This window comes from Acidovorax sp. FHTAMBA (assembly GCF_038958875.1).
Classification (GTDB): Bacteria; Pseudomonadota; Gammaproteobacteria; order Burkholderiales; family Burkholderiaceae_C; genus Acidovorax.
Window position 1 is genome coordinate 1,600,189 of the sequence record NZ_CP152407.1, and the last position, 23,720, is coordinate 1,623,908.

The 23,720-nt window shown below is 64.0% G+C and carries 26 protein-coding genes; 12 read left to right on the forward strand and 14 right to left on the reverse strand.

Features of this window, described 5'->3' with window-relative positions; all coding sequences use genetic code 11:
• Positions 1 to 26: 26 nt before the first annotated feature.
• From leuD to AAFF19_RS07430, 5 genes are all read right to left on the reverse strand, one after another.
• Positions 27 to 677, reverse strand: coding sequence for a 3-isopropylmalate dehydratase small subunit (gene leuD, locus AAFF19_RS07410; RefSeq protein WP_182119450.1), 651 nt, complete (start codon positions 675 to 677; stop codon positions 27 to 29).
• An 11-nt stretch (positions 678 to 688) separates the two neighbouring features.
• Positions 689 to 814 carry an entericidin A/B family lipoprotein gene (locus tag AAFF19_RS07415; protein ID WP_008903921.1) on the reverse strand — a complete coding sequence of 42 codons (126 nt, stop codon included), beginning with the start codon at positions 812 to 814 and terminating at the stop codon, positions 689 to 691.
• Positions 815 to 825: 11 nt separating this feature from the next.
• On the reverse strand, positions 826 to 2,247 hold the full coding sequence (leuC, locus tag AAFF19_RS07420; RefSeq protein WP_182119451.1) for a 3-isopropylmalate dehydratase large subunit: 1,422 nt from the start codon (positions 2,245 to 2,247) through the stop codon (positions 826 to 828).
• Between the two features lie 22 nt (positions 2,248 to 2,269).
• Positions 2,270 to 3,226 carry a LysR family transcriptional regulator gene (locus AAFF19_RS07425; RefSeq protein WP_008903919.1) on the reverse strand — a complete coding sequence of 319 codons (957 nt, stop codon included), beginning with the start codon at positions 3,224 to 3,226 and terminating at the stop codon, positions 2,270 to 2,272.
• A 224-nt stretch (positions 3,227 to 3,450) separates the two neighbouring features.
• Entirely contained in the window at positions 3,451 to 4,815 is a 1,365-nt protein-coding gene (locus AAFF19_RS07430) for an MBL fold metallo-hydrolase (protein ID WP_182119452.1), read from the reverse strand.
• Positions 4,816 to 4,837: 22 nt separating this feature from the next.
• Here AAFF19_RS07430 and AAFF19_RS07435 point away from each other — a divergent pair, with 22 nt between their 5' ends.
• The gene (locus AAFF19_RS07435) at positions 4,838 to 4,975 is read left to right on the forward strand and encodes a hypothetical protein (protein ID WP_342721607.1); all 138 of its coding nucleotides are present in this window, start codon (positions 4,838 to 4,840) and stop codon (positions 4,973 to 4,975) included.
• On the opposite strand, the gene dnaJ is transcribed toward AAFF19_RS07435, so the two are convergent.
• The 3 genes from dnaJ to grpE form a co-directional block, all read right to left on the reverse strand.
• Positions 4,968 to 6,110: a molecular chaperone DnaJ gene (gene dnaJ, locus AAFF19_RS07440; RefSeq protein WP_182119453.1), complete on the reverse strand. Its 1,143-nt coding sequence runs from the start codon at positions 6,108 to 6,110 to the stop codon at positions 4,968 to 4,970. The genes AAFF19_RS07435 and dnaJ overlap by 8 nt on opposite strands.
• Before the next feature lie 85 nt (positions 6,111 to 6,195).
• Positions 6,196 to 8,145: a molecular chaperone DnaK gene (gene dnaK, locus AAFF19_RS07445; protein ID WP_008903916.1), complete on the reverse strand. Its 1,950-nt coding sequence runs from the start codon at positions 8,143 to 8,145 to the stop codon at positions 6,196 to 6,198.
• 97 nt (positions 8,146 to 8,242) lie between these two features.
• Positions 8,243 to 8,794: a nucleotide exchange factor GrpE gene (grpE, locus tag AAFF19_RS07450; RefSeq protein ID WP_008903914.1), complete on the reverse strand. Its 552-nt coding sequence runs from the start codon at positions 8,792 to 8,794 to the stop codon at positions 8,243 to 8,245.
• A gap of 358 nt (positions 8,795 to 9,152) precedes the next feature.
• On the opposite strand from grpE, the gene rpsF reads away from it, so the two are divergent.
• The 5 genes from rpsF to dnaB all read left to right on the forward strand — a co-directional run bounded on the left by rpsF (position 9,153) and on the right by dnaB (position 12,220).
• Complete coding sequence (rpsF, locus tag AAFF19_RS07455) at positions 9,153 to 9,569, forward strand: 30S ribosomal protein S6 (RefSeq protein ID WP_182119454.1); 417 nt, start codon at positions 9,153 to 9,155, stop codon at positions 9,567 to 9,569.
• 15 nt (positions 9,570 to 9,584) lie between these two features.
• Positions 9,585 to 9,875 (forward strand): primosomal replication protein N, encoded by a 291-nt coding sequence (gene priB, locus AAFF19_RS07460; protein WP_034693348.1) that lies wholly within the window; start codon positions 9,585 to 9,587, stop codon positions 9,873 to 9,875.
• 17 nt (positions 9,876 to 9,892) lie between these two features.
• Entirely contained in the window at positions 9,893 to 10,174 is a 282-nt protein-coding gene (gene rpsR, locus AAFF19_RS07465) for a 30S ribosomal protein S18 (protein WP_005795932.1), read from the forward strand.
• A gap of 12 nt (positions 10,175 to 10,186) precedes the next feature.
• The gene (gene rplI, locus AAFF19_RS07470; RefSeq protein ID WP_008903910.1) at positions 10,187 to 10,639 is read left to right on the forward strand and encodes a 50S ribosomal protein L9; all 453 of its coding nucleotides are present in this window, start codon (positions 10,187 to 10,189) and stop codon (positions 10,637 to 10,639) included.
• 168 nt (positions 10,640 to 10,807) lie between these two features.
• Positions 10,808 to 12,220, forward strand: coding sequence for a replicative DNA helicase (gene dnaB, locus AAFF19_RS07475; protein ID WP_008903909.1), 1,413 nt, complete (start codon positions 10,808 to 10,810; stop codon positions 12,218 to 12,220).
• Between the two features lie 103 nt (positions 12,221 to 12,323).
• On the opposite strand, the gene AAFF19_RS07480 is transcribed toward dnaB, so the two are convergent.
• The 4 genes from AAFF19_RS07480 to AAFF19_RS07495 all read right to left on the reverse strand — a co-directional run bounded on the left by AAFF19_RS07480 (position 12,324) and on the right by AAFF19_RS07495 (position 15,749).
• On the reverse strand, positions 12,324 to 12,713 hold the full coding sequence (locus AAFF19_RS07480) for a hypothetical protein (RefSeq protein WP_008906304.1): 390 nt from the start codon (positions 12,711 to 12,713) through the stop codon (positions 12,324 to 12,326).
• A gap of 16 nt (positions 12,714 to 12,729) precedes the next feature.
• On the reverse strand, positions 12,730 to 14,502 hold the full coding sequence (locus AAFF19_RS07485; protein ID WP_182119455.1) for a PhoH family protein: 1,773 nt from the start codon (positions 14,500 to 14,502) through the stop codon (positions 12,730 to 12,732).
• Positions 14,503 to 14,689: 187 nt separating this feature from the next.
• The gene (locus AAFF19_RS07490; protein ID WP_008906306.1) at positions 14,690 to 15,175 is read right to left on the reverse strand and encodes a peroxiredoxin; all 486 of its coding nucleotides are present in this window, start codon (positions 15,173 to 15,175) and stop codon (positions 14,690 to 14,692) included.
• A 202-nt stretch (positions 15,176 to 15,377) separates the two neighbouring features.
• Positions 15,378 to 15,749: an Mth938-like domain-containing protein gene (locus AAFF19_RS07495; RefSeq protein ID WP_342721608.1), complete on the reverse strand. Its 372-nt coding sequence runs from the start codon at positions 15,747 to 15,749 to the stop codon at positions 15,378 to 15,380.
• Between the two features lie 151 nt (positions 15,750 to 15,900).
• Here AAFF19_RS07495 and AAFF19_RS07500 point away from each other — a divergent pair, with 151 nt between their 5' ends.
• The 6 genes from AAFF19_RS07500 to moaD all read left to right on the forward strand — a co-directional run bounded on the left by AAFF19_RS07500 (position 15,901) and on the right by moaD (position 22,199).
• Positions 15,901 to 17,145, forward strand: coding sequence for a pyridoxal phosphate-dependent aminotransferase (locus tag AAFF19_RS07500; RefSeq protein WP_008906308.1), 1,245 nt, complete (start codon positions 15,901 to 15,903; stop codon positions 17,143 to 17,145).
• A gap of 71 nt (positions 17,146 to 17,216) precedes the next feature.
• Entirely contained in the window at positions 17,217 to 18,551 is a 1,335-nt protein-coding gene (locus AAFF19_RS07505; RefSeq protein WP_008906309.1) for a homoserine dehydrogenase, read from the forward strand.
• 15 nt (positions 18,552 to 18,566) lie between these two features.
• Complete coding sequence (gene thrC, locus AAFF19_RS07510) at positions 18,567 to 20,012, forward strand: threonine synthase (RefSeq protein ID WP_342721609.1); 1,446 nt, start codon at positions 18,567 to 18,569, stop codon at positions 20,010 to 20,012.
• Between the two features lie 119 nt (positions 20,013 to 20,131).
• Positions 20,132 to 20,698, forward strand: a complete 567-nt coding sequence (gene mobB / locus AAFF19_RS07515; protein ID WP_182119458.1) for a molybdopterin-guanine dinucleotide biosynthesis protein B — start codon at positions 20,132 to 20,134, stop codon at positions 20,696 to 20,698.
• Positions 20,695 to 21,951: a gephyrin-like molybdotransferase Glp gene (gene glp, locus AAFF19_RS07520; RefSeq protein WP_342721836.1), complete on the forward strand. Its 1,257-nt coding sequence runs from the start codon at positions 20,695 to 20,697 to the stop codon at positions 21,949 to 21,951. The genes mobB and glp overlap by 4 nt, the downstream gene beginning before the upstream one ends.
• Positions 21,948 to 22,199 (forward strand): molybdopterin converting factor subunit 1, encoded by a 252-nt coding sequence (gene moaD, locus AAFF19_RS07525; RefSeq protein ID WP_008906313.1) that lies wholly within the window; start codon positions 21,948 to 21,950, stop codon positions 22,197 to 22,199. Before glp ends, moaD begins: the two co-directional genes overlap by 4 nt.
• On the opposite strand, the gene dapA is transcribed toward moaD, so the two are convergent.
• A complete protein-coding gene (gene dapA, locus AAFF19_RS07530) occupies positions 22,186 to 23,073 on the reverse strand; it encodes a 4-hydroxy-tetrahydrodipicolinate synthase (protein ID WP_342721610.1) in 888 nt (295 codons plus the stop codon). The genes moaD and dapA overlap by 14 nt on opposite strands.
• 265 nt (positions 23,074 to 23,338) lie before the next feature.
• Positions 23,339 to 23,716: a hypothetical protein gene (locus AAFF19_RS07535; RefSeq protein ID WP_008906316.1), complete on the reverse strand. Its 378-nt coding sequence runs from the start codon at positions 23,714 to 23,716 to the stop codon at positions 23,339 to 23,341.
• Positions 23,717 to 23,720: the final 4 nt, after the last annotated feature.

Below are 23,720 nucleotides of genomic sequence, written 5' to 3' on the forward strand. Positions count from 1 at the left end.
TCTGGTGTTTTGATGCCTGCGGTGCCTTACGACACCATGGTGTGCGCAAGCCAGGGCTTGGTGGCCAGACGCTGGGCTTCAAAGGCCTTGATCTTGTCGGACTGGCGCAGGGTCAGGCCGATGTCGTCAAAACCGTTGAGCAGGCAGTATTTGCGGAAAGCCTGCACCTCGAACGGGATCTCTTCACCCTGCGGGCGAAGAATCACCTGGCGTTCCAAGTCGATGGTGAGCTGGTAGCCGGGGAAGGCGTGCACTTCGTCAAACAGCTGGGCCACCGTGGCCTCGGGCAGCACGATGGGCAAGAGGCCGTTCTTGAAGCAGTTGTTGAAGAAGATGTCGGCAAAACTCGGCGCGATCACGGCGCGAAAGCCGTACTGGTCCAGCGCCCAGGGGGCGTGTTCGCGGCTGGAGCCGCAGCCAAAATTCTTGCGCGCCAGCAGGATGGAGGCGCCTGCATAGCGCGGCTGGTTCAGCACGAAGTCGGGGTTGGGCTTGCGGCTGGCCGGGTCCTGGCCCGGCTCGCCGTGGTCCAGGTAGCGCCACTCATCAAACAGGTTCACGCCGAAGCCGGTCTTCTTGATCGACTTCAGAAACTGCTTGGGGATGATCGCGTCGGTGTCGACGTTCTCGCGGTCCATCGGGGCCACAAGGCCCTGGAGCTTGGTGAATTTCTGCATGACGTTCTTTGTTACTTGGCGGCGCGCTCAAGCGCGCCTCCGGCCCGTTGAACGTCCTGGCCTACGCCCTTGACGGTGTTGCAGCCGGCCAGCACGAAAGCGGCGGACAGGGCGATGAGGGTGGCAATCTTCTTCATGGCGGTCTCCTTTAGGCGAATTGGCGAATGTCCACAAAATGACCGTGCACGGCGGCGGCTGCTGCCATGGCGGGGCTGACGAGATGGGTGCGGCCACCAGCGCCCTGGCGGCCCTCAAAGTTGCGGTTGGAGGTAGAGGCGCAGCGCTCGCCCGGCTCCAGGCGGTCGGCGTTCATGGCCAGGCACATGCTGCAGCCGGGTTCGCGCCACTCAAAACCTGCAGCCACAAAAATCTTATCGAGGCCTTCGCGCTCGGCCTGTTCTTTGACGAGGCCAGAGCCCGGCACCACCATGGCCAGCTTCACGTTGCTGGCCACCTTGCGGCCCAGGTTCTTCACCACAGCGGCGGCTTCGCGCATGTCTTCGATGCGGCTGTTGGTGCAACTGCCGATGAACACCTTGTCGATGGTGATGTCGTTGATCGCCTTGCCGGGCGTGAGGCCCATGTAGGTCAACGCGCGCTCGATGGCGCCGCGCTTGTTGGCGTCCTTTTCCTTGTCGGGGTCGGGCACGCGGGCGTCCACGCCCAGCACCATCTCGGGGCTGGTGCCCCAGGTGACCTGCGGCACGATCTCGGAGGCGTCGAGCTTTACCACGGTGTCGAATTGGGCATCGGGGTCGGAGTGCAGCGTCTTCCAGTACGCCACGGCCTGGTCCCATTCCACGCCCGTGGGCGACAGGGGGCGGCCTTTGACATATTCAATGGTCTTGTCGTCCACCGCCACCAGGCCCGCGCGCGCGCCGCCTTCGATGGCCATGTTGCACACGGTCATGCGGCCTTCCATGCTCATCGCGCGGAAGACGGAGCCTGCAAATTCGATGGTGTAGCCCGTGCCGCCGGCGGTGCCGATCTTGCCGATGATGGCCAGCACCACGTCCTTGGGCGTCACGCCCTTGGCGAGCGTGCCGTCCACCTGCACCAGCATGTTCTTGGCCTTCTTGGCCAGCAGCGTCTGCGTGGCCATCACATGCTCGACCTCGGAGGTGCCGATGCCGTGGGCCAGCGCTCCGAAAGCGCCGTGGGTGGATGTGTGCGAGTCGCCGCACACCACGGTCATGCCCGGAAGCGTGGCGCCGTTTTCAGGGCCGATGACGTGCACGATGCCCTGGCGCTTGTGCATGAAGGGGAAGAACGCGGCGGGCGAGATCTGCGCCATGTTGTCGTTCAGCGTGGTGATCTGTTCCTTGCTGATCGGGTCGGTGATGCCGTCGTAGCCGTTTTCCCAGCCGGTGGTGGGCGTATTGTGGTCGGCGGTGGCCACGATGGAGCTCATGCGCCACACCTTGCGGCCCGCCTCGCGCAGGCCTTCAAACGCCTGGGGGCTGGTCACCTCGTGCACCAGATGCCGGTCGATGTAGAGGATGGACGTGCCGTCCTCTTCGGTGTGGACGACATGCTCGTCCCAGATCTTGTCGTACAGCGTGCGTCCCATGGCGTGGCTTTCTTTCTGCTTTTCAGGTGGGTGATTGGATTTTAGTGTCGGGGTCTGGCCGTGGTGACAGGTGTTCCACCAGCAGCCGCGCCGTGACGGGCAGGGCGTCGAAGTCGCGGGCCACCACACGCAGCTCGCGGTGGGCCCAGGCGTCGGTCAGCGCTATGGCCTGCAGGTTGCCCACGCCGCGCATCAGCGCAAACGCCCGGTCGGGCAGCAGGCCCACGCCCAGGCCGTTGTCGATCATGCGGCACATGGCATCGAGCCCCGTGACCTGGATGCGCTGGCGCAGCGGGCGCCCTGCGGCAGCAGCAGCGGCGCGCATGGCCAGGCTGATGCTGCTGTTGGCGTGCAGGCCCACGATGTCCCAGTCCAGCACTTCTTCAAAATTGATAGCTGTCAGCGCAGACAGGGCGTGCGCCCGGGGCACTACAAGCACCAGATTGTCGGCGCGGTAGGGGCGGCTTTGCAGCGGCAGGGCGCCCCCGCCGCTCGCCATGCCCACGTTGCAGATGCCCAGGTCGGCCGCGCCTTCCTGCACGGCATGCAGCACGTCGCTGGAGAGGTGCTCCTGCAGGTCGATCTTGATCTGGCTGTGTTCGCGCGCAAAGGCGCCCAGGTCTTCGGGCAGAAACTGAAAGATGGCCGAGATGTTGGCGTGCATGCGCACATGGCCGCGCACGCCGTCGGCATATTCGCTGAGCTCGCCCTGCATGCGCTCCAGCCCAAACAGCACGGTGCGCGCGTGGTGCAGCAGGCTCTCGCCCGCGGGGGTGAGCGTCACGCCCCGGCTGTGGCGGTACAGCAGCTGCGTGTCCACGGCCGCTTCCAGGTCAGACAGGCGCTTGCTGACGGCCGATGCGGCAATGAACTCACGCTCGGCCGCGCGCCCAATGCTGCCGAGCTCGCACACCGCTACAAACAGTTGCAGCGAGGTCAGGTCGATGCGGCGCGCAAAGCTGCGCTCGGAGCTTTTCATGGATGGGGTGGGTCTTCTTGTTTCACGAAGACTTTGTATTTTCCACCTATTTATTCGATGTTGTCATCGCCGAATGCGATGGTAATCATCGTGCATGGGGGCAGTTGATTAAAAAAGTGAGCTGCCTGCGCTTGATTCAAAAGGGTTTCAGGCACTTTTCATGCTGAAAACCAATAAATACAGGCGCAAGCAGCTCCTTTTTTTGAAGCAGCAGGCTGGCGTGGCTACGCAGCCAGCGTGCTGCCGTGTTCCGGCACCGCGGCCCGCCAGCGCAGTTCGTGCTCGATCCGCTGGCGCAGCATGTCGGCGGCACCCATTTCGCCATGCACCACATACACCTGGTCGGGCGCGTGGCCCATGCTGCGCAGCCAGGCGATGAGCTGGTTGCCGTCGGCATGGGCGGATGCGGACGACAGCCGCACCACCTCGGCCCGCACGGCCACGTTCTGGCTGTGGATGCGGATGGTCTTTTCTCCATCGGCCAGACGCGCCCCGCGTGTGCCGGGCGCCTGGTGGCCGGTCAGGATGATCATGTTGCGGTGGTCACCCGCATGCAGTGCCAGGTGGTGCAGCACGCGGCCGCCGGTGGCCATGCCGCTGGCCGACAGAATGACCATGGGGCCGTGCAGTTTGGCCAGGCCCTTGGATTGCTCGGTGGTCTGGACCATGGTGGCCCCGTGCTCCAGGGCGTGGACTTCACGGCTGCTCAAACGGTGTTCCTGCATGTGGTGCTGGAACAGGCCGGTGGTGCTGACGGCCATGGGGCTGTCCAGAAACACCTTGAGCGATGCGGGCACCGCCCCCTGCGCCTTGAGCAGGCCGATGGCATGCAGCACGACCTGCGCGCGCCCCACGGCGAACACCGGTACCACGGCAATGCCGCCGCGCGCTGCCAGGCGCTGAAGGGCGGGGCCCAGTTCGTCGAGCAGGCCTTCGGGCGGGTGCTCGCGGTCGCCATAGGTGGATTCGATGAGCACCGTGTCGGCCTGGGGCGGCGCATCGGGAGGGTTCATGAGCAGGTCATCGGGCCGGCCCAGGTCGCCCGAGAACAGAATGCGCCGCCCGCCCACCTCCAGCAGCACGCTGGCGGCGCCCAGGATGTGGCCAGCGGGCGAGAAGGTCACACGCCAGCCGGGCAGGGGCTCGAACGCCTTGTGAAATGGGTGAATCTGGAACTGTTTGAGGCAGTGCAGCGCATCCAGCCGGGTGTAGAGCGGCAGGGCCGGGCTGTGGCTGCTGAGCTTGTGGCGATTGAGAAAGGCCGCGTCTTCTTCTTGCAGGTGCCCGCTGTCGGGCAGCAGGATGGTGCAGAGGTCACGCGTGCCCGGCGTGCAGTGGATGGCGCGGGTGTAGCCGTCACGCGCCAGAAGAGGCAGGTAGCCGCTGTGGTCCAGGTGGGCGTGGGTGAGCACCACGGCGTCGATCTGGTGCGGCGTGACAGGCAGCGGCTGCCAGTTGCGCAGGCGCAGTTGCTTGTAGCCCTGGAACAGGCCGCAATCGACCAGCATGCTCTTGCCGTTGTAGCGCACCAGGTATTTGGAGCCGGTGACGGTGCCGGAGCCACCCAGAAAGGTGATGTTGACGTCCATGTGCCAATGCTCCGGTTGTTCGATGATGGGTTTCATCGTACTGCGCCGGGCGGCGAAAGCCTGCGGCCACTGGTTATTTCTTGCCTTGCATCAAGAAAAAACCGCCTGGGGCGCAAGGCCGCAGGCGGTGATCGCGGTATTGCCGGTCCCGGTCAGCTGAAGAAATTCTTCAGCCGGTCCGTCCAGCTCTCGCCGCTGGGTGAATGGCGCGCGCCGCCCTTCTTGAGGGAATCTTCGAGCTCGCGCAGCAGTTTGCGCTGGTGCTCGGTCAGCTTCACGGGTGTCTCGACTGCAATGTGGCAGTACAGGTCGCCCGGGTAGCTGGCGCGCACGCCCTTGATGCCTTTGCCGCGCAGGCGGAACTGCTTGCCGGCCTGGGTGCCTTCGGGGATGTCGATGGCGGCCTTGCCTTGCAGCGTGGGCACTTCGATCTCGCCGCCCAGCGCCGCTGTGATGAAGCTCACCGGCACCTGGCAGTGCAGGTCGTCACCGTCGCGCTCGAAGATGTCGTGCTTCTTCAGGCGGATCTCGATGTACAGGTCGCCCGGTGGGCCGCCATTCGTGCCCGGCTCGCCGTTGCCGGTGGAGCGGATGCGCATGCCGTCGTCGATGCCCGCAGGGATCTTCACTTCCAGCGTCTTTTGCTTCTTGAGCTTGCCCTGGCCATGGCAGGTGGTGCAGGGCTCGGGAATGATCTTGCCCGTGCCCCGGCAGTGCGGGCAGGTCTGCTGCACGCTGAAGAAGCCCTGGCGCATCTGCACCGTGCCTGCACCCTGGCAGGTGCCGCAGGTCTTGGCGCTGGTGCCGGGTTTGGCGCCGCTGCCGTGGCAGGTGTCGCAGCTCTCCCACGAGGGGATGCGGATCTGCGCATCCTTGCCGCGCGCGGCTTCCTCCAGGGTGATCTCCATGGCGTAGCTGAGGTCGCTGCCCCGGTACACCTGACGCCCACCTGCACCGCGCCGCCCACCTTGCTGGCCGAACATGTCGCCAAAGATGTCGCCGAAAGCCTCGGCAAATCCGCCAAAACCTTCTGCGCCCGGGCCCCCGGGGCCGCGCATGTTGGGGTCCACGCCCGCGTGGCCATACTGGTCGTACGCCGCCCGCTTTTGCGGGTCGGAGAGCATCTCATAGGCCTCCTTGGCCTCCTTGAATTTCTCTTCGGCAGGCTTGGCCGCGTCCCCCTGATTGCGGTCAGGGTGGTGCTTCATCGCCAGCTTGCGATAAGCCTTCTTGATCTCTTCATCCGAGGCGTTCTTGGGAACGCCCAGGATTTCGTAAAAGTCTCGTTTGGACATAGTGATTCAGAACCCGGTTGGAACAGGAACGCCGCGCAGCTCCCTCAAGAGCATTGCGCGGCGGCTCGGGTCAACGGGGGCTCGCTCAGCCCTTCTTGACTTCCTTGACTTCGGCGTCGACGACGTTGTCGTCGTCAGCAGGCTTGGCCGAAGACGCGGACGCCGAGGCGCCTGCGTCGGCAGCACCAGCAGCCTGGGCCGCTTGCGCTGCCTGGGAGTCTGCATACATCTTCTCGCCCAGCTTCTGGCTGGCAGCCATCAGCGCGGTCGTCTTCTCGTCAATCGCGGCCTTGTCTTCGCCTTTCAGAACGTCTTCCAGCGCCTTCACGGCAGCGGTGATCGCGTCTTTTTCGCCCGCGTCGAGCTTGTCGCCGTGTTCGGCCAGGCTCTTGTTCACGCTGTGCACGGCGGCTTCGCCCTGGTTGCGGGCCTGCACCAGCTCAAGCTTCTTCTTGTCGTCGGCGGCGTTGAGCTCGGCGTCCTTCACCATCTGCTGAATCTCTTCTTCCGACAGGCCCGAGTTGGCCTTGATGGTGATCTTGTTTTCCTTGCCCGTGCCCTTGTCCTTGGCGCCTACGTGCAGGATGCCGTTGGCGTCGATGTCGAACGACACTTCGATCTGTGGCACGCCGCGCGCTGCAGGTGGGATGCCCTCGAGATTGAACTCGCCCAGGAGCTTGTTGCCCGACGCCATTTCACGTTCGCCCTGGTAGACCTTGATGGTCACGGCAGGCTGGTTGTCATCGGCCGTCGAGTAGGTTTGTGCGAACTTGGTCGGGATGGTCGTGTTCTTCTGGATCATCTTGGTCATCACGCCACCCAGGGTTTCAATGCCCAGCGACAGCGGAGTCACGTCCAGCAGCAGCACGTCCTTGCGGTCACCCGACAGCACCTGGCCCTGAATGGCGGCGCCCACGGCCACGGCTTCATCGGGGTTCACATCCTTGCGGGGGTCCTTGCCGAAGAATTCCTTGACCTTCTCCTGCACCTTGGGCATGCGGGTCATGCCGCCCACCAGGATCACGTCATGGATGTCGGACACCGACACGCCAGCGTCCTTGATGGCCATGCGGCAAGGAGCGATGGTGCGTTCAATCAGTTCTTCCACCAGGGCTTCGAGCTTGGAACGCGTGAGCTTGATGTTCAGGTGCTTGGGGCCCGATGCATCGGCCGTGACGTAAGGCAGGTTGATGTCGGTCGAGGCCGAGTTCGACAGTTCGATCTTGGCCTTTTCGGCCGCTTCCTTCAGGCGCTGCAGTGCCAGAACGTCGTTCTTGAGGTTGACGCCCGATTCCTTCTTGAACTCGTCAATGATGTAGTCGATGATGCGCTGGTCGAAGTCTTCGCCGCCCAGGAACGTATCGCCGTTGGTGGACAGCACTTCAAACTGCTTTTCGCCGTCCACGTCGGCGATTTCGATGATCGACACGTCGAACGTGCCGCCGCCCAGGTCATATACGGCGATCTTGCGGTCGCCCTTTTCCTGCTTGTCCAGGCCAAAGGCCAGGGCCGCTGCGGTGGGTTCGTTGATGATGCGCTTGACGTCCAGGCCCGCAATGCGGCCGGCGTCCTTGGTGGCCTGGCGCTGTGCGTCGTTGAAGTACGCGGGCACGGTGATGACGGCTTCCGTCACGGGCTCGCCCAGGTAGTCTTCGGCGGTCTTCTTCATCTTGCGCAGGATGTCGGCAGACACCTGTTGGGCCGACAGCTTGTTGCCGCGCACTTCGATCCAGGCGTCGCCGTTGTCGGCGGCCACGATCTTGTAGGGCATCAGGTCGATGTCCTTTTGCACTTCTTTTTCGGTGAACTTGCGGCCGATCAGGCGCTTGACGGCGTACAGCGTGTTCTTGGGATTGGTCACGGCCTGGCGCTTGGCCGAGGCACCGACGAGGATCTCGCCGTCTTCCTGGTAGGCCACGATGGAGGGCGTGGTGCGCGCGCCTTCGCTGTTTTCAATCACGCGGGTCGTGTTGCCCTCCATGATGGAGACGCAGCTGTTGGTCGTACCCAGGTCAATGCCGATGATTTTTCCCATGATTATTCTCCGAATGTTTGAATGGTTTGGATGGCTAGTAACTTGTGGATAACCTGCAGGGGTTCAAGTCGTCCGTGCTGATTTATTTGAGGTTTTCTTACTTGGGAGCCGCGACGGTCACCAGTGCCGGGCGCAGCACGCGGTCAGCAATCACATAACCCTTTTGCAGCACGGCCACGACGGTGTTGGCTTCCTGCTCGGCGGGCACCACGCTGATGGCCTGGTGCTGGTGGGGGTCGAACTTGGCTCCGGCCTCTGGATTGATGGCCAGCACCTTATTGCGCTCCAGAGCCGATGTCAGCTGCCGCAAAGTGGCGTCCGAACCCTCGCGCAATTGCTGGGCGGTGGCCTCCTTGATGGCCAGGGCTGCATCCAGGCTGTCGCAGACCGGCAGCATGCTCTCTGCAAAGCTTTCGATACCGAACTTGCGTGCCTTGGAGACTTCGTCCTCTGCACGGCGGCGGGCGTTTTCGGCCTCCGCCTTGGCGCGCAGGAACTGGTCGGCCAGATCGGCGCTTTTGGCCTTGAGCTCGGCCAGCTCGCCCTGCAGACGCGCCAGCTCATCGGATGTGTGGGCAGCCATGGCGGCCTCGACTTCTTCGGGGGCAGGGTTGTTCTGGGACGCGGTGGTTTGGCTGTTATCTGACATGTCTTGATCTGTAAGAGGTGAATGAATCAGTCGACGCGCAAGCAGTACGCGCGGCATCTGGGGATGCCCCGCCTTAAATCAAGGCCTGCGCCAGGGATATGTCGTGGCTGGCCGTATGGTTCGGAGCATCCAGGTGTAGGGCATGTCGGCCCGCCATCCTGATTTGCAAGAGCCGAACGAGTGTATCGCCCGGTTTTCCGGGTTCGTAGCGCTGCAAAGCCTTCGGTCTCGCCAAGCCCCTGCGTGGATTGGCGCAGCGCGGAGTGTACAAGCGGCAGCGGCCGGGCTATAATCGCAGGCTTTCCCTTGCCACACCACTTCTGGACGCGGTGGGTGGTCTTACCCAAAAGGAGTCTGCATGCGTCATTACGAAATCATTTTGTTGATCCATCCGGATCAAAGCGAACAAGTTCCAGCCATGCTGGAGCGCTACAAGGGCATGATCACCGCTGGCGGTGGCAAGGTGCACCGTGTGGAAGACTGGGGCCGTCGTCAACTGGCGTACCTGATCAACAAGCTGGCCAAGGCCCACTACCTGTGCGTGAACATCGAAGCCGACCAGGCCGTGATGGCTGAACTGGAGCACGCCTTCAAGTTCAACGACGCCGTGCTGCGCCACCTCACCGTTCAAAAGAAGAAGGCCGATACGGGTCCATCTTCCATGATGAAGACCGTTGAGCGCGAAGAAGCCCGCAAGGCCAGCCAGGCTGAATACGCAGCTGCCGGCGGTGAGCGCGGCGAACGCCAGGACCGTGGCGAGCGCGCCGAGCGCTGATCCATCCTCGTTGGAGTGGAGAACCGCGTCGTCTTGACCGCTTGTATCGCAGAGGCTGAACCCCTGCGCTACACACCCGCCGGATTACCTGCCCTTTCGCTGCGCCTCGAACACGAGTCCCGGCAAAACGAAGCAGGCCACCCCCGCGAAGTCAAGGCCGCCATGAAGGCCATTGCTTTTGGAGCGATGGCCGAGCGACTGGCACGGCAGAACATCGGAAGTCTCTGGACTTTTGAGGGATTTCTGGCCAACCCGCGCAATGGCAAGACCGCAGTGCTGCACATCCAGGATATTCAACAAAATTAATTTTCAAGGGGTCCGCAATGGCCACGTTCAAGAAGTTCAACAAAGACAAGCGCCCAAAGCGCAACACCCAGTCCCTGCTGTTCAAGCGCAAGCGCTTTTGCCGCTTCACGGTGACCGGTGTTGAAGAAATCGACTACAAGGATGTCGACACGCTGCGCGATTTCATCGCCGAAAACGGCAAGATCATCCCCGCACGCCTGACCGGCACGCGCGCCATCTTCCAGCGTCAGCTGAACACCGCCATCAAGCGCGCACGCTTCCTGGCCCTGGTGCCTTACAGCGACCAGCACAAGATCTAAGGAGCACAACCCATGCAAATCATCCTGCTCGACAAGGTTGTGAACCTCGGCAACCTCGGTGAAATCGTCAAGGTCAAGGACGGCTACGCCCGCAACTTCCTGATCCCTTCGGGCCGCGCCCGTCGCGCCACCGAAGCCAACAAGGCTGAGTTCGAAGCCAAGCGCGTCGAACTCGAAAAGGCGGCGGCTGCCAAGCTGGCAGAAGCCCAGGCCCAAGGCGAAAAGCTGGCCGGCACCACCGTCAAGCTGACGCAAAAGGCTGGCGTCGATGGCCGTCTGTTTGGTTCCGTGACCAACCACGACATCGCCGAAGAGCTGAACAAGCAAGGCTACAAGGTTGCCAAGTCGCAAGTTCGCCTGCCCAACGGCCCCATCAAGGTTGTGAGCGAAAGCACCGTGTCGGTGGCCCTGCACACCGACGTGGTGGTGGACGTGACCGTGTCGGTCTACGGCGAAACCGCCTGAGATTCACTTCGGTGTTTCACGCAAAGCCGCCTTCGGGCGGCTTTTGTTTTTGTGCTGCACTGGTTTGTACACGCTTGCCCACCGGTTGCCCCAACCTTATCCACAGACTTGTGCCATGACGGCGCGCCGCACGGGCGCTAGCATGCCGGGTTAGCTCCGAGGATTCCCATGTCTGCCGTTTTCCCCCCGCTTGACGATGGCTTCACGCCCGTGCCGGACCGTGAAATTGCCCAGCTGCGTGTGCCACCGCACTCCATCGAGGCCGAATCCAGCGTGCTGGGCGGACTGCTGCTGGACAACAACGCCTGGGACCGTGTGGGCGACCTGCTGGTGGAGAGCCATTTCTACCGCCATGAACACCAGATGATCTACACGGCCATCGGCGCGCTTATCAACGCCAGCAAGCCTGCCGATGTGATCACCGTGTTCGAGCACCTGCAAAACCAGGGCAAGGCGCAGGAGATGGGCGGGCTGACCTATCTGAACAACCTGGCGCAGTACGTGCCCAGCGCCAGCAACATCCGGCGCTATGCCGAGATCGTGCGCGAGCGCGCCATCCTGCGCAAACTGGTCACGGCCAGCGACGAGATTTCCACCAACGCCTTCAACCCGCAGGGCAAGACGGTGGAGCGTATCCTGGATGAAGCCGAGGCCAGGATCTTTGCCATTGGCGAAGAGGGCTCGCGCACCAAGCAAGGCTTCCAGTCGCTCGACACCCTGGTGATCGACCTGCTCGACCGCGTGCAGGAGATGGCGGACAACCCCGTGGACGTCACTGGCGTACCCACCGGCTTTGCCGATCTCGACCGGATGACCAGTGGCCTGCAGGCCGGTGACATGGTGGTGCTGGCGGCGCGCCCGTCCATGGGCAAGACCTCGTTTGCCGTGAACATCGCCGAGCACGTGGCCCTCAACGAAGGTCTGCCGGTCGCCATCTTCTCTATGGAAATGGGCGCCGCACAGCTGGCGGTGCGTATCGTGGGCTCGATTGGCCGGGTGAATCAGGGCAACCTGCGCACCGGCAAGCTCACCGACGACGAATGGCCACGCCTGACCGAAGCCATCGAAAAGCTGCGCACCGTGTCGCTGCACATCGACGAAACCCCGGGCCTCACACCGAGCGAACTGCGCGCCAATGCGCGGCGCCTGGCGCGCCAGTGCGGCAAGCTGGGCCTGATCGTGGTGGACTACCTGCAGCTCATGAGCGGCTCAGGCTCATCGGGCTCGGACAACCGGGCCACGGAGCTGGGCGAAATTTCCCGGGGCCTCAAGATGCTGGCCAAGGAGCTGCAGTGCCCGGTGATCGCGCTGTCGCAGCTCAACCGCTCGGTGGAGCAGCGCACCGACAAGCGCCCCATGATGTCCGACCTGCGCGAATCCGGCGCCATCGAGCAGGATGCGGACATCATCATGTTCATCTACCGCGACGACTACTACAACAAGGACTCCAAGGAGCCCAACGTGGCCGAGGTCATCATCGGCAAGCAGCGGAACGGACCCACCGGCACGATCAAGCTGTTCTTCCAGAAAAACCAGACACGGTTCGAGAACCTGGCGATGGGGTCGGGTGACGATTTTTAAGCACAAAAATAGCCGCTAACGCTTTATCCATAAGCGCCAGCAGCTATCAAATCAGAAGCAATCTCACAGGGCCGCTATGCAGTTGCAAGCGGCGGCATACAGGCTATTGCTGAATCACCCACACCAGAAGGCTCAAGCCCAATGCGCCCAGGGCGAGCGTGGCCAGTGTGAGGCGTTGATTGCGCTGGCGCAGGGCCTCGACGGCTTTGATGACCACCGCGTTCTGCTCGGCCAGGGACTGGATCAGCGCAGCAGAGTCCCGCTGCTCCTGCTCCAGTTGCGCCACACGGTCACGCAACTGCTGAAGCTGCACGGCATGGGGGGCGGGCGAGGTGTTGTCGTCACCCGTGGTCAGTGAACCTGATGCTGCAGGGTCGGCGCGGTCTGCGCCCGTTTTGCCCATCAGCTTCTTGGCAGCCTGCAGGATCTGGGGCGTTGCCTCAATGACATCGCCCCAGGGCACCAGCTTCAGCGCGGTCATCCACAACGCCATGGTCAGATGCCCTTGCTCAAAGCACTTCGCTGGCGAAATCCGCCAGGCGTGAGCGTTCGCCGCGCGCCAGCGTGATGTGCCCGCTGTGTGGCCAGCCCTTGAAGCGATCCACCGCGTAGGTCAGGCCAGAAGAACCTTCGGTGAGGTACGGCGTATCGATCTGCGCCAGGTTGCCCATGCAGATGATCTTGGTGCCGGGGCCCGCACGGGTGATGAGCGTCTTCATCTGCTTGGGCGTGAGGTTCTGTGCCTCGTCGATGATCACGTATTTGTTCAGGAAGGTGCGCCCGCGCATGAAATTCATGCTCTTGATCTTGATGCGGCTGCGGATGAGCTCGTTGGTGGCGGCGCGGCCCCATTCGCCCGCGTTCCCGCCGTCGCCCTTGGCCAGGAATTCGAGGTTGTCGTCCAGTGCGCCCATCCAGGGGCCCATCTTTTCCTCTTCGGTGCCGGGCAAAAAGCCGATGTCCTCGCCCACGCTCACCGTGGCGCGGGTCATGATGATCTCGGTGTAGCGGCGGTCGTCCAGCACCTGGGTCAAGCCTGCGGCCAGGGCCAGCAGGGTCTTGCCGGTGCCGGCCGTGCCAGTCAGGGTCACGAAGTCGATCTCGGGGTCCATGAGCAGGTTCATGGCGTAGTTCTGCTCGCGGTTGCGTGTGGTCACGCCCCACACCGCGTTCTTGGCAGAGCCGTAGTCCTTGAGGGTCTGCAGCACGGCCGTCTTTTCGCGGATCTCGCTCACGCGCGCAAACAGGCTGGGCTCGCCGGGGGCCTCGAAGTACACGAACTGGTTGATCATCAGCTGCGGCACGATGGGGCCGCCGATGCGGTAGTAGGTGTGCGCGCCGCTTTGCCAGCTTTCCACGTTCTTGCCGCTCTTGGCCCAGAAGTCAGGCGGCAGTGCGAGCACGCCGGCGTACAGCAGGTCGCCGTCTTCCAGCGTCTTGTCGTTCTGGTAGTCCTCGGCCGAAAGGCCCAGGGCGCGCGCCTTCACGCGCATGTTGATGTCCTTGGACACCAACACCACCTCGCGGGGCGCATGCAGCTTGGACAAAGCCTCCAGCACTCCCAGGATCTGATTGTCGGCCTTGCCGGGCGGCAGGCTCGTGGGCAGGCTGTAGTTCAGCGGCGCGGTCTGGAAGTACAGGCAGCCGCCCGCCGCCTTCTGGCCGGTGGCATCCAGGCGCAGGCCCCGGGCCATGTCCGCCCCCTGGGTGGCCACGAGCGCGTCCAGCGTGCGGCTCGCCTGGCGGCCGTTGCGGGCGACTTCGGTCATGCCCTTCTTGTGGCCGTCCAGCTCCTCCAGCACGATCATGGGCAGGAAGATGTCGTGCTCTTCAAAGCGGAACAGGCTGGTGGGATCGTGCAGCAGCACGTTGGTGTCCAGCACAAAAAGTTTGGTCGGGCCTTGGGATGCGGTCTTTTTGCTGCGCGTGGTGGACGGGTTGGGGGCTGCCTCGCTCGCTGCCGCAGGGGTGGCACTTTGGGTGCGCGCCTTGCGCGTGCTGGTGCTGCGTGCAGCGGGTGGTGCTACGGGCTCGGGGGTGCGGGCGCGCGTTTCCACCTGAACCAGCGGGGCCGTGCTCGGTGCTGTGGTGGTCGAGGCCACGCTGTCCGCCTTGCGCCCGGCGCGGGCTACGGGCGTTGCCCGCGAAGGAGCAGGTGCCGGTGCAGATGCCACGAGGGGCTCGTTGGCCGAAGGCTGCGCGACCCGGGGGCGGGCCGTGATTTCATAGGCTTCTGGCGCAAGGAGTGCAGCGCGCCGGCTGGGGGCGGGGGGCAGGGGCATGGTGGCAGGCCTCGGTCTGTAGAGGAAAAAAGGGGTCAGAAAGCAAAAAGCCGCCTGGAGGCCAAGGCGGCTTTTGGGAGGAGGGCAGGCATTGCGATAACCAGGGGCATAAAACCATTATGCCTACGACGGATGTCTTGCCCGGGCAAAACAGGCGTCGTGTCGCGCAGATGCCCCAATGTGCAGATCAGGCGGCCTTTTTAAGGGCCTTGATGGATTTGACGGCTTTGAGGACGTCATCCACGTGGCCGGGCACCTTGAGGCCGCGCCACTCCTGCACCAGCAGGCCATCGGGGCCGACGAGGAAGGTGCTGCGCTCAATGCCCTTGACCTTCTTGCCGTACATGATCTTGTTCTTGACCACACCGAACATGTGGCACATTTTTTCTTCGGTGTCTGCGATGAGCTCAAAGGGCAGTTCGAGCTTTTCCTTGAAATCATCGTGCGACTTCATGTTGTCGCGGGACACGCCGAACACGGCGGCACCCGCCTTCACGAAATCCTTGTACTTGTCGCGAAACTGCATGGCCTCCGTGGTGCAGCCCGGCGTGTTGTCCTTGGGATAGAAGTAGAGAACCAGAATTTGGCCAAGGTGGGAGGTGTTGGAGACCTTGAGTCCACCGGTAGCGTTGGCTTCAAATTCAGGGAGGGGTTTGTTGACAACGATCGCCATATCACTTCAATCTCTCAGGATGTAGTCGTTGGTAAGCCGGGGGAGTGGGTGTGTTATTGCTCTTGGTGGTGCCCCCGACCGCAACCGGCGATTTTACCCCGATTTCACCCTTCGGCCAAATGTAAGGCAGTGTGTCCGGCACGGAGAGCCGGGCATTCGGACGGCGTTTTGCCCAGGTTCCGCCACACGGCGGGGCGGCGCGTCAGGCTTCCAGAATCAGCGCAGCCACCACGTTGCGCCCTTCGCTGGCCAGGATGTTGTATGTGCGGCAGGCGGCCGGGGTGTCCATGGTTTCCAGCCCCAGCCGACGGGCAATGAGTGGGGCGAGCCACGCAGGTGGGGGAAACCGGTTGCGGGTGCCACTGCCAAAGATGACCAGCTCTGCCTCCAGGGTGGCCAGTTGCGCGAAGTGTTCGGGCGTCAGGTCTTCAAAGCGCGTGCAGGGCCAGGCCTGGCGCAACCCTGTGGAGCCGATGATGACGCTGTGCGTGATCCTCTCGGCGTCCACACCGATCCATCCGGGGCCATAACCGCTGATGGTTTGCGCGTTCGAACGGTCGGGCTGGAATTTCATGGGTGTTGGCGTGGGTTGCAGCCGCTGGCACTGCGTGGGGGCAGGGGCGCTGGGCCCGGGGGGCGCTTGGGATCTGTGGTCAAATTATAGGTTTCGCCGGGGCGCCAGCCGCTCTGGACGCCATCTGACCCCACAGCACCACCGTCAGCGCATGAAAACCGTCCAAAAATCCGCCAAGCTCGCCAACGTCTGCTACGACATCCGGGGGCCCATCATGGACGCGGCCAAGCAGATGGAGGAAGACGGCCACAAGATCATCAAGCTCAACATCGGCAATCTGGCGGTGTTCGGCTTTGATGCACCCGAAGAGATCCAGCTGGACATGATCCGCAACCTGCCCAACTCGGCCGGTTACTCGGACAGCAAGGGGATCTTCGCTGCACGCAAGGCGGTGATGCACGAGACGCAGAAGCAGGGCATCAAGGGCGTGATGCTGGACGACATCTACCTGGGCAACGGCGCCAGCGAGCTGATCGTGATGGCCACCAACGCGCTGCTGGACAACGGCGACGAGCTGCTCCTGCCCTCGCCCGACTACCCGCTGTGGACGGCCGCCGCCAGCCTGTCGGGCGGCACACCCGTGCATTACATCTGCGATGAAGCCAATGGCTGGATGCCCGATCTGGCCGACATCCGCGCCAAGATCACGCCCCGCACCAAGGGCATCGTGGTCATCAACCCCAACAACCCCACCGGCGCGCTGTATTCCGACGAGCTGCTCAAAGGCATCGTCGCCATTGCGCGCGAGCATGGCCTCGTGATCTTCGCCGACGAGGTATACGACAAGGTGCTGTACGACGGCGCCAAGCACACGGCCATTGCATCCCTGAGCGAGGACGTGCTCACGCTCACCTTCAACTCGCTGTCCAAAAGCTACCGCTCGTGCGGCTACCGCGCAGGCTGGCTGGTGGTGTCGGGCGACAAGAAACCCGCCCGGGACTACATCGAGGGCTTGAACATGCTCTCGAACATGCGCCTGTGTGCCAACGTGCCCGGGCAGTGGGCCGTGCAGACGGCTCTGGGCGGCTACCAGAGCATCAACGAACTGGTGGGTGAGGGCGGCCGCCTGCGCAAGCAGCGCGACCTGGCCTATGAGCTGATCACCGCCATCCCGGGTGTGACCTGCGTGAAGCCGCGTGCGGCCCTCTACATGTTCCCCCGCCTGGACCCGGCCGTGTACCCCATCGAGGACGACCAGCAGTTCTTCCTGCAGCTGCTGCAGGAGACCAAGGTCATGCTGGTGCAGGGCACGGGCTTCAACTGGGCCGCGCCGGATCACTTCCGCATCGTGTTCCTGCCACACGAAGACGACCTGCGCGATGCCATTGGCCGCGTGGCGCGCTTCCTTGAGCAATACCGCAAACGCTGCGGCACGGATGTGCGGCTGGTCGGCTGAAACCCATTTATTGATAGCTGTCAGCGCTTGATGGACAAGCGCTGTAGCCCATTTTGACTGGTAGAAATTCCATGAAACCCATCCAAGTAGGCCTTCTGGGCATTGGCACCGTTGGCAGCGGCGTGTTCAACGTGTTGCAACGCAACCAGGACGAAATCAGCCGCCGCGCCGGTCGTGGCATCGAGATCACCATGGTGGCCGATCTGGACGTTGAACGTGCCAGGTCGGTGGTGGGTGCTGGCATCCAGGTGGTCAATGACGCCCGCGCCATCATTGCCAACCCGGACATCGATATCGTCATCGAGCTCATCGGCGGCTATGGCATTGCGCGAGGCCTGGTGCTGGAGGCGATTGCCGCCGGCAAGCACGTGGTCACTGCGAACAAGGCGCTGCTGGCCGTGCATGGCACCGAAATTTTTGCCGCAGCCTCCGCCAAGGGCGTGATGGTGGCTTTTGAAGCCGCCGTGGCCGGTGGCATCCCCATCATCAAGGCGCTGCGCGAAGGCCTCACGGCCAACCGCATCCAGTGGATCGCCGGCATCATCAACGGCACCACCAACTTCATCCTGTCCGAGATGCGCAGCAAGGGCCTGGACTTTGACGTGGTGCTCAAGGAAGCCCAGCGCCTGGGCTACGCTGAGGCCGACCCGACCTTCGACATCGAAGGCGTGGACGCCGCGCACAAGGTCACCATCATGTCCGCCATTGCCTTCGGCATTCCCGTGCAGTTCGACAAGGCGTATGTGGAGGGCATCACCCAGCTCGGTGCCGCTGACATCAAGTACGCCGAGCAGCTGGGCTACCGCATCAAGCTGCTGGGCATCACCAAGCGCGCTGAAAAGGGGATCGAGCTGCGCGTGCACCCCAGCCTGGTGCCTTCCAAACGCCTGATCGCCAATGTGGAAGGCGCGATGAATGCCGTGGTGGTGCAGGGCGATGCCGTGGGCACCACGCTGTACTACGGCAAGGGCGCGGGCAGCGAGCCCACCGCCAGCGCCGTCATTGCCGACCTGGTGGACATTGCCCGCCTGCACACGGCCGACCCCGAGCATCGCGTGCCGCACCTGGCCTTCCAGCCGAATACGCTGAGCGACGCCATGGATGCCCTGCCTGTGCTGCCCATGAGCGAAGTGGTCACCAGCTACTACCTGCGCCTGCGCGTGGCCGACCAGGCCGGCGTGCTGGCCAAGGTCACGGGCCTGCTGGCCGAGGCCGGCGTGAGCATCGACGCCGTGCTGCAGCGTGAGGCCGATGAAGTAGGGGGTGAAGGATCGACCCAGACCGACCTCATCATCCTGACCCACGACACCCGCGAAGGCACCATGGATACCGTCATCTCCCAGATGCAGGCGCTGCCCACCGTGCTCGCGCCCATCACGCGCATCCGCAAGGAAGAGCTGAACTAGGGAAACGACAAAGCCATGCTGTACCTCTCCACACGCGGCCACGCCGACCGCAAACATTTCTGCGACATCCTGCTCGAAGGCCTGGCGCCCGACGGCGGCCTGTACCTGCCCGAGCACTACCCGCAGGTGAGCGACGCCATGCTGACAAAGCTGCGCAAGGCCTACCACGAGCAAGGCTACGCCGAGCTGGCCTTCCAGATCCTGTCGCTCTACATCGATGACATCCCCGCCGCCGACCTGAAGGCCCTGTGCGCCAAGACGTACACGGCCGAGGTGTTTGGCACCGGCGAGATCGTGCCCCTGCGCCACCTGGAAGACGGCCTGTGGCTCGAAGCCCTGTCCAACGGCCCCACGCTGGCCTTCAAGGACATGGCCATGCAGCTCTTGGGCAACCTGTTTGAGTACGAGCTCAAGCGCCGTGGCGAGCAGCTCAACATTTTGGGTGCCACCAGCGGCGACACCGGCAGCGCGGCCGAATACGCCATGCGTGGCAAAGAAGGCGTGCGCGTCTTCATGACCAGCCCGCACGGTCGCATGAGCGCCTTTCAGCAGGCGCAGATGTTCAGCCTGCAGGACGCCAACATCCACAACATTGCCATCGAAGGTGTGTTCGACGACTGCCAGGACATTGTCAAGGCCGTGAGCAACGACCTGGCCTTCAAGCGCAAGTACAAGATCGGCACCGTCAACTCCATCAACTGGGCGCGCCTGCTGGCCCAGGTGGTGTATTACTTTGCGGGCTACATCCAGGCCACCGAGACCAACGACCAGAAGGTCAGCTTCACGGTGCCCAGCGGCAACTTTGGCAACGTGTGTGCGGGCCATGTGGCGCGCATGATGGGCCTGCCCATTGCCAAGCTGGTGGTGGCCACCAACGAGAACGACGTGCTCGACGAATTTTTCCGCACCGGCGTATACCGCGTGCGCAGCAGCGCTGACACGCACGAAACGTCCAGCCCCTCGATGGACATCAGCAAGGCCAGCAACTTCGAGCGTTTCATATTCGACCTGCTGGGCCGCAACGGCCAGCGCACCAAGGCCTTGTTCAGCGCTGCGCTGCAAACCTATGGCCGTTTCGATCTGAGCGCCGAGCCGCTGTTTGCCGATGCCGCCACCAAATACGGTTTTGAAAGCGGCAAGAGCACCCACGCCGACCGGCTGGCCACCATCCGCGACACGTTCGAGCGCCACGGCGTCACCATCGATACCCACACTGCCGACGGCGTGAAGGTGGCGCGCGAGCACCACAGCGATGCCAAGGTGCCCATGATCGTGCTGGAGACCGCGCTGCCCATCAAGTTCGCCGAGACCATTGTCGAGGCCCTGGGTCATGCGCCCGAGCGGCCTTCCAGGTTTGCCGGCATTGAAGACCTGCCCAAACGCGTGCAGGTGATGCCGGCCGATGCAGCACTGGTCAAGGCCTACATCGAGCGCCACTGCGCCCCGGCTGTACTGGGCTAGTAGCGCCAGGGCCGCCCACCCACCGTGCGGGGCGGCCGGTTTGATATGAAATATGCCCCTGGCGCTTATCTGGTATGCGCTAGCAGCTATAAAAGCAATAGCTACCCAAGGAGCAATGGATGAAAGTTGTAGGTTTTGCCGGCTTTTCCGGCAGTGGCAAGACCACGCTGGTCGAGCAGCTGATCCCCGAGCTGCGGCTGCGCGGGCTGCGTGTGTCGGTGGTCAAGCATGCCCACCACAGCTTTGATGTGGACCACCCCGGCAAGGACACCTACCGCCACCGCGAGGCGGGCGCCTTCGAGGTGGTCGCCGCATCCGACAAGCGCCTGATGCTGGTGCGCGAGTTCGAGCAGCCCGCCACGCTCAGCGTGCACCACCTGCTGGCCGAGCTGTACCAGGGCGTGGACTGGGTGCTGGTGGAGGGGTTCAAGGAGAGCGACCTGCTGAAGGTCGAAGTCTGGCGCGCCCCGGAGCCCGGCCAGATGGCCAGGCCCCTGCGTTACCCTGACGACGATTTTGTGGTGGCCGTGGCCACCGATGCGCCCCAGCAGCTACCGCCCACGCAGTTGCCCATCCTCGATCTGAATGCACCCGCCCAGGTGGTGGACTGGCTGATCCAGTACGAGCACCGCTTTGAATACGACTGGGAGCTTCACGGAGGGCTGTTGCCGTGCGCCCCCCAATGAAGCCGCTCAAGCCGCTGGACGAGGCACTGGCCGACCTGTTGACCCGGGCCGTGCCCTTGGGCGATGCCGAGACCGTGACCAGCTTTGACGCCGATGGCCGCGTGCTGGCGCACGACTGCGTCTCGGCCCTGCAGGTGCCGCCCGAGGACAACAGCTCCATGGACGGCTACGCCGTGCGCTGCGCCGACGTGCCGTCCGCCGGCGTGGTGCTGCCGGTGTCGCAGCGCATTCCCGCCGGCAGTGCGGGCGATGCCCTGGCACCCGGCACGGCCGCGCGCATCTTCACCGGCGCGCCCGTGCCCGCAGGTGCCGATGCCATCCTGATGCAGGAAGACTGCGAGGCCTTGCCCGGCGCGGCCGACGGCCTGGGCCAGGTGCGCATCAACACCGTGCCCAAGTCGGGCCAGTGGATTCGCAGAGCAGGGGAGGACATCACCCGGGGGGCGGTGGTGCTTTCGGCTGGTACACGCCTCACACCGGCCGAGCTGGGCCTGGCCGCCAGCATTGGCCTGCACCAGTTGCAGGTGGCGCGCCGCCCGCGCGTGGCGCTGTTCTCCACGGGCGATGAACTCGTGATGCCCGGCGAGGTGCCGCCCGAGCAGATGCGGCCCGGTGCCATCTACAACAGCAACCGTTTCTTTCTGCGCGCCATGCTGCTGCGCCTGGGTTGCGAGGTGACCGACTTTGGCATCGTGCCCGACCGGCGCGAGGCCACCATCGACGCCCTGCGCACCGCCAGTGCTGCGCACGACCTCATCCTGACCAGTGGCGGCGTGAGCGTGGGCGAGGAAGACCACATCAAGCCCGCCGTGGAGGCGCTGGGTACGCTGGAGTTGTGGCAGCTGGCCATGAAGCCCGGCAAGCCCTTTGCGTACGGCCAGATCCCGCGCAGTGGAAACGATGACAGCGGTGCCGCGCACTTCATGGGCCTGCCCGGTAACCCGGTGTCGAGCTTTCTGACCTTTGCGCTGCTGGTGCGCCCGTTTGTGTTGCGCCTGCAGGGCGTGAAGGACGTTGCTCCTCAATCCATAGCTGCCCGCGCTGATTTCGCCTGGCCAAAAGCCGATAAACGCCGCGAATTTCTGCGCGTGCGCCACAACGCTGCGGGCGGGCTGGACCTGTTCCACAACCAGAGCTCGGGCGTGCTCACCTCGGCCGCCTGGGGCGATGGTGTGGTGGACAACCCGGCCGGCCAGACCATTGCGGCCGACGACACGGTGCGCTTCATCGCTTTTGCGGAGCTGCTGTCATGAAGATATCCGTCCGTTATTTCGCCTCCATCCGCGAGGCCATCGGCACCGGGCACGAGGCAGTGGACACGGCCGCGGCCACGCTGGGCGAGCTGCGCGATGAACTCATCGCCCGCGGTGGTGCGCACGCCAGCAGCCTTGCACGCGGCCGTGCCGTGCGCATGGCGCTCAACCAGACCCTGAGCGATGAATCCGCCGCCCTGGCCGATGGGGCCGAAGTGGCGTTTTTCCCGCCGGTCACAGGCGGCTGACCTCCGCTGCGGCTTGTACGCGCTGCGCCAGTGCGGGTGACGCTGGCAACATCGGCGCGCGCAGCTCGTTGCGCATCCAGCCGGCCCGCGCCAGCACGGCCTTGAGCGGGGCGGGGTTGGGTTCCGCAAAACAGGTTTCTATCCAGGGCTGCAAGGTCTGCCATAGGTGGCGGGCCTCAGGCAAATCGCCCACGCGCAGCTGTTCCACCAGCTCCACGAAACGCTGCGTCTGCCAGTGCGCGCTGGCGGCAATGGCGCCGTGCCCGCCCAGGGCCAGGGTGGTGAACATCTGCGCGTCTTCGCCCGCCAGCACGGCCAGGCGCCCGTCCGCGATCAGCGCCTGGGTCTTGGCGGTGTTGCCGCCACAGTCCTTGATGGCACGGATGTGCGGGTGCCCGGCCAGGGCCAGCAGGGTCTCGGTGGCCAGCGCGGCGCCCGTGCGGTAGGGGATGTCATAGACCACCAGGGGCGCGGCGCTGGCATCGGCCAGGGTGCGGAACCACAGCAACAGGCCCTCTTGCGAGGGGCGGATGTAGTGCGGCGCGGGCACCAGCAGCCCGGCCAGTGGGTATTGCGCCAGAGCGTTCACCCATTCCACCGTCTGGCCCATGTGGTAGCCCGACAGGCCCATCACCACAGGCAGACCCTGCGCGGCGCCGAGCACGGTTTCCAGCACGGCCAGCTGCTCGGTCTTGTCGAGCGCGGCGGCCTCACCCGTGGAGCCACAGGCCACAAAGCCCGCGACGCCTTGCCGAGTCAGCGTGGTGGTTAACGCCGCGAGGGCAGGGTGGTCCACGGCGTCGTCCTTGAACGGCGTGACCAGGGGAATCCAGAGGCCCTGGAACGGGGTGGTGAGAGCGGGTGTTGAAGGCATGCGAGACGTCCTTGAGGTTCGACCGATGGAAGAACCGTCACAGGTGCGCGCACAGATTGCCGGGTGTCAAAAAGGGGGAGTTTTTGCCAAGGGGTTCCGTCGCTCATCCGGGACGGAACCACACAGCTCCGGTCAGATGAGCTGGGGTTTTTTGGCTTTGACCACGCACTGCAATGCCACCGCCGGTGCGGCGGGCATGGCGAAAAGGGTGTGCGTGGGCATGGGGCGCAGTATAGCCAGGCCCTGGCTGGCGCGGCAAACGCGCTCAGCGCCCCGACGCTCCAAGTCCGACAGGCTCCTGGCGGGGTACCTCGTCCACCGGCACAGGTTGCGGGGCCATCAGCAAAGGGCATTGCCACGCCAGCAGCTCGGCCAGCCGGGTGACGACCCACGTTGCTTCGGCCACCGACACGCCCGATTCGGCCGTGCACAGCCCGGCATGGATGCGCTGCAGGATCTCGGTTTCAGACGGCGCCTGCACGTGGTAGAGCGTCTGCGCATGCTCCACCAGGTGGCCTGCCAGGTCTTCGCACAGCTCGTAGCGGGTGCGCACGGTGTCGGCCTTGTCCGTCAGGCGCCCCCGTGTGTCGGTGTACACGGCCATGAAGGAGGGGGGCACGTGGATCTGGTTGTCGTCGTCCATGGGG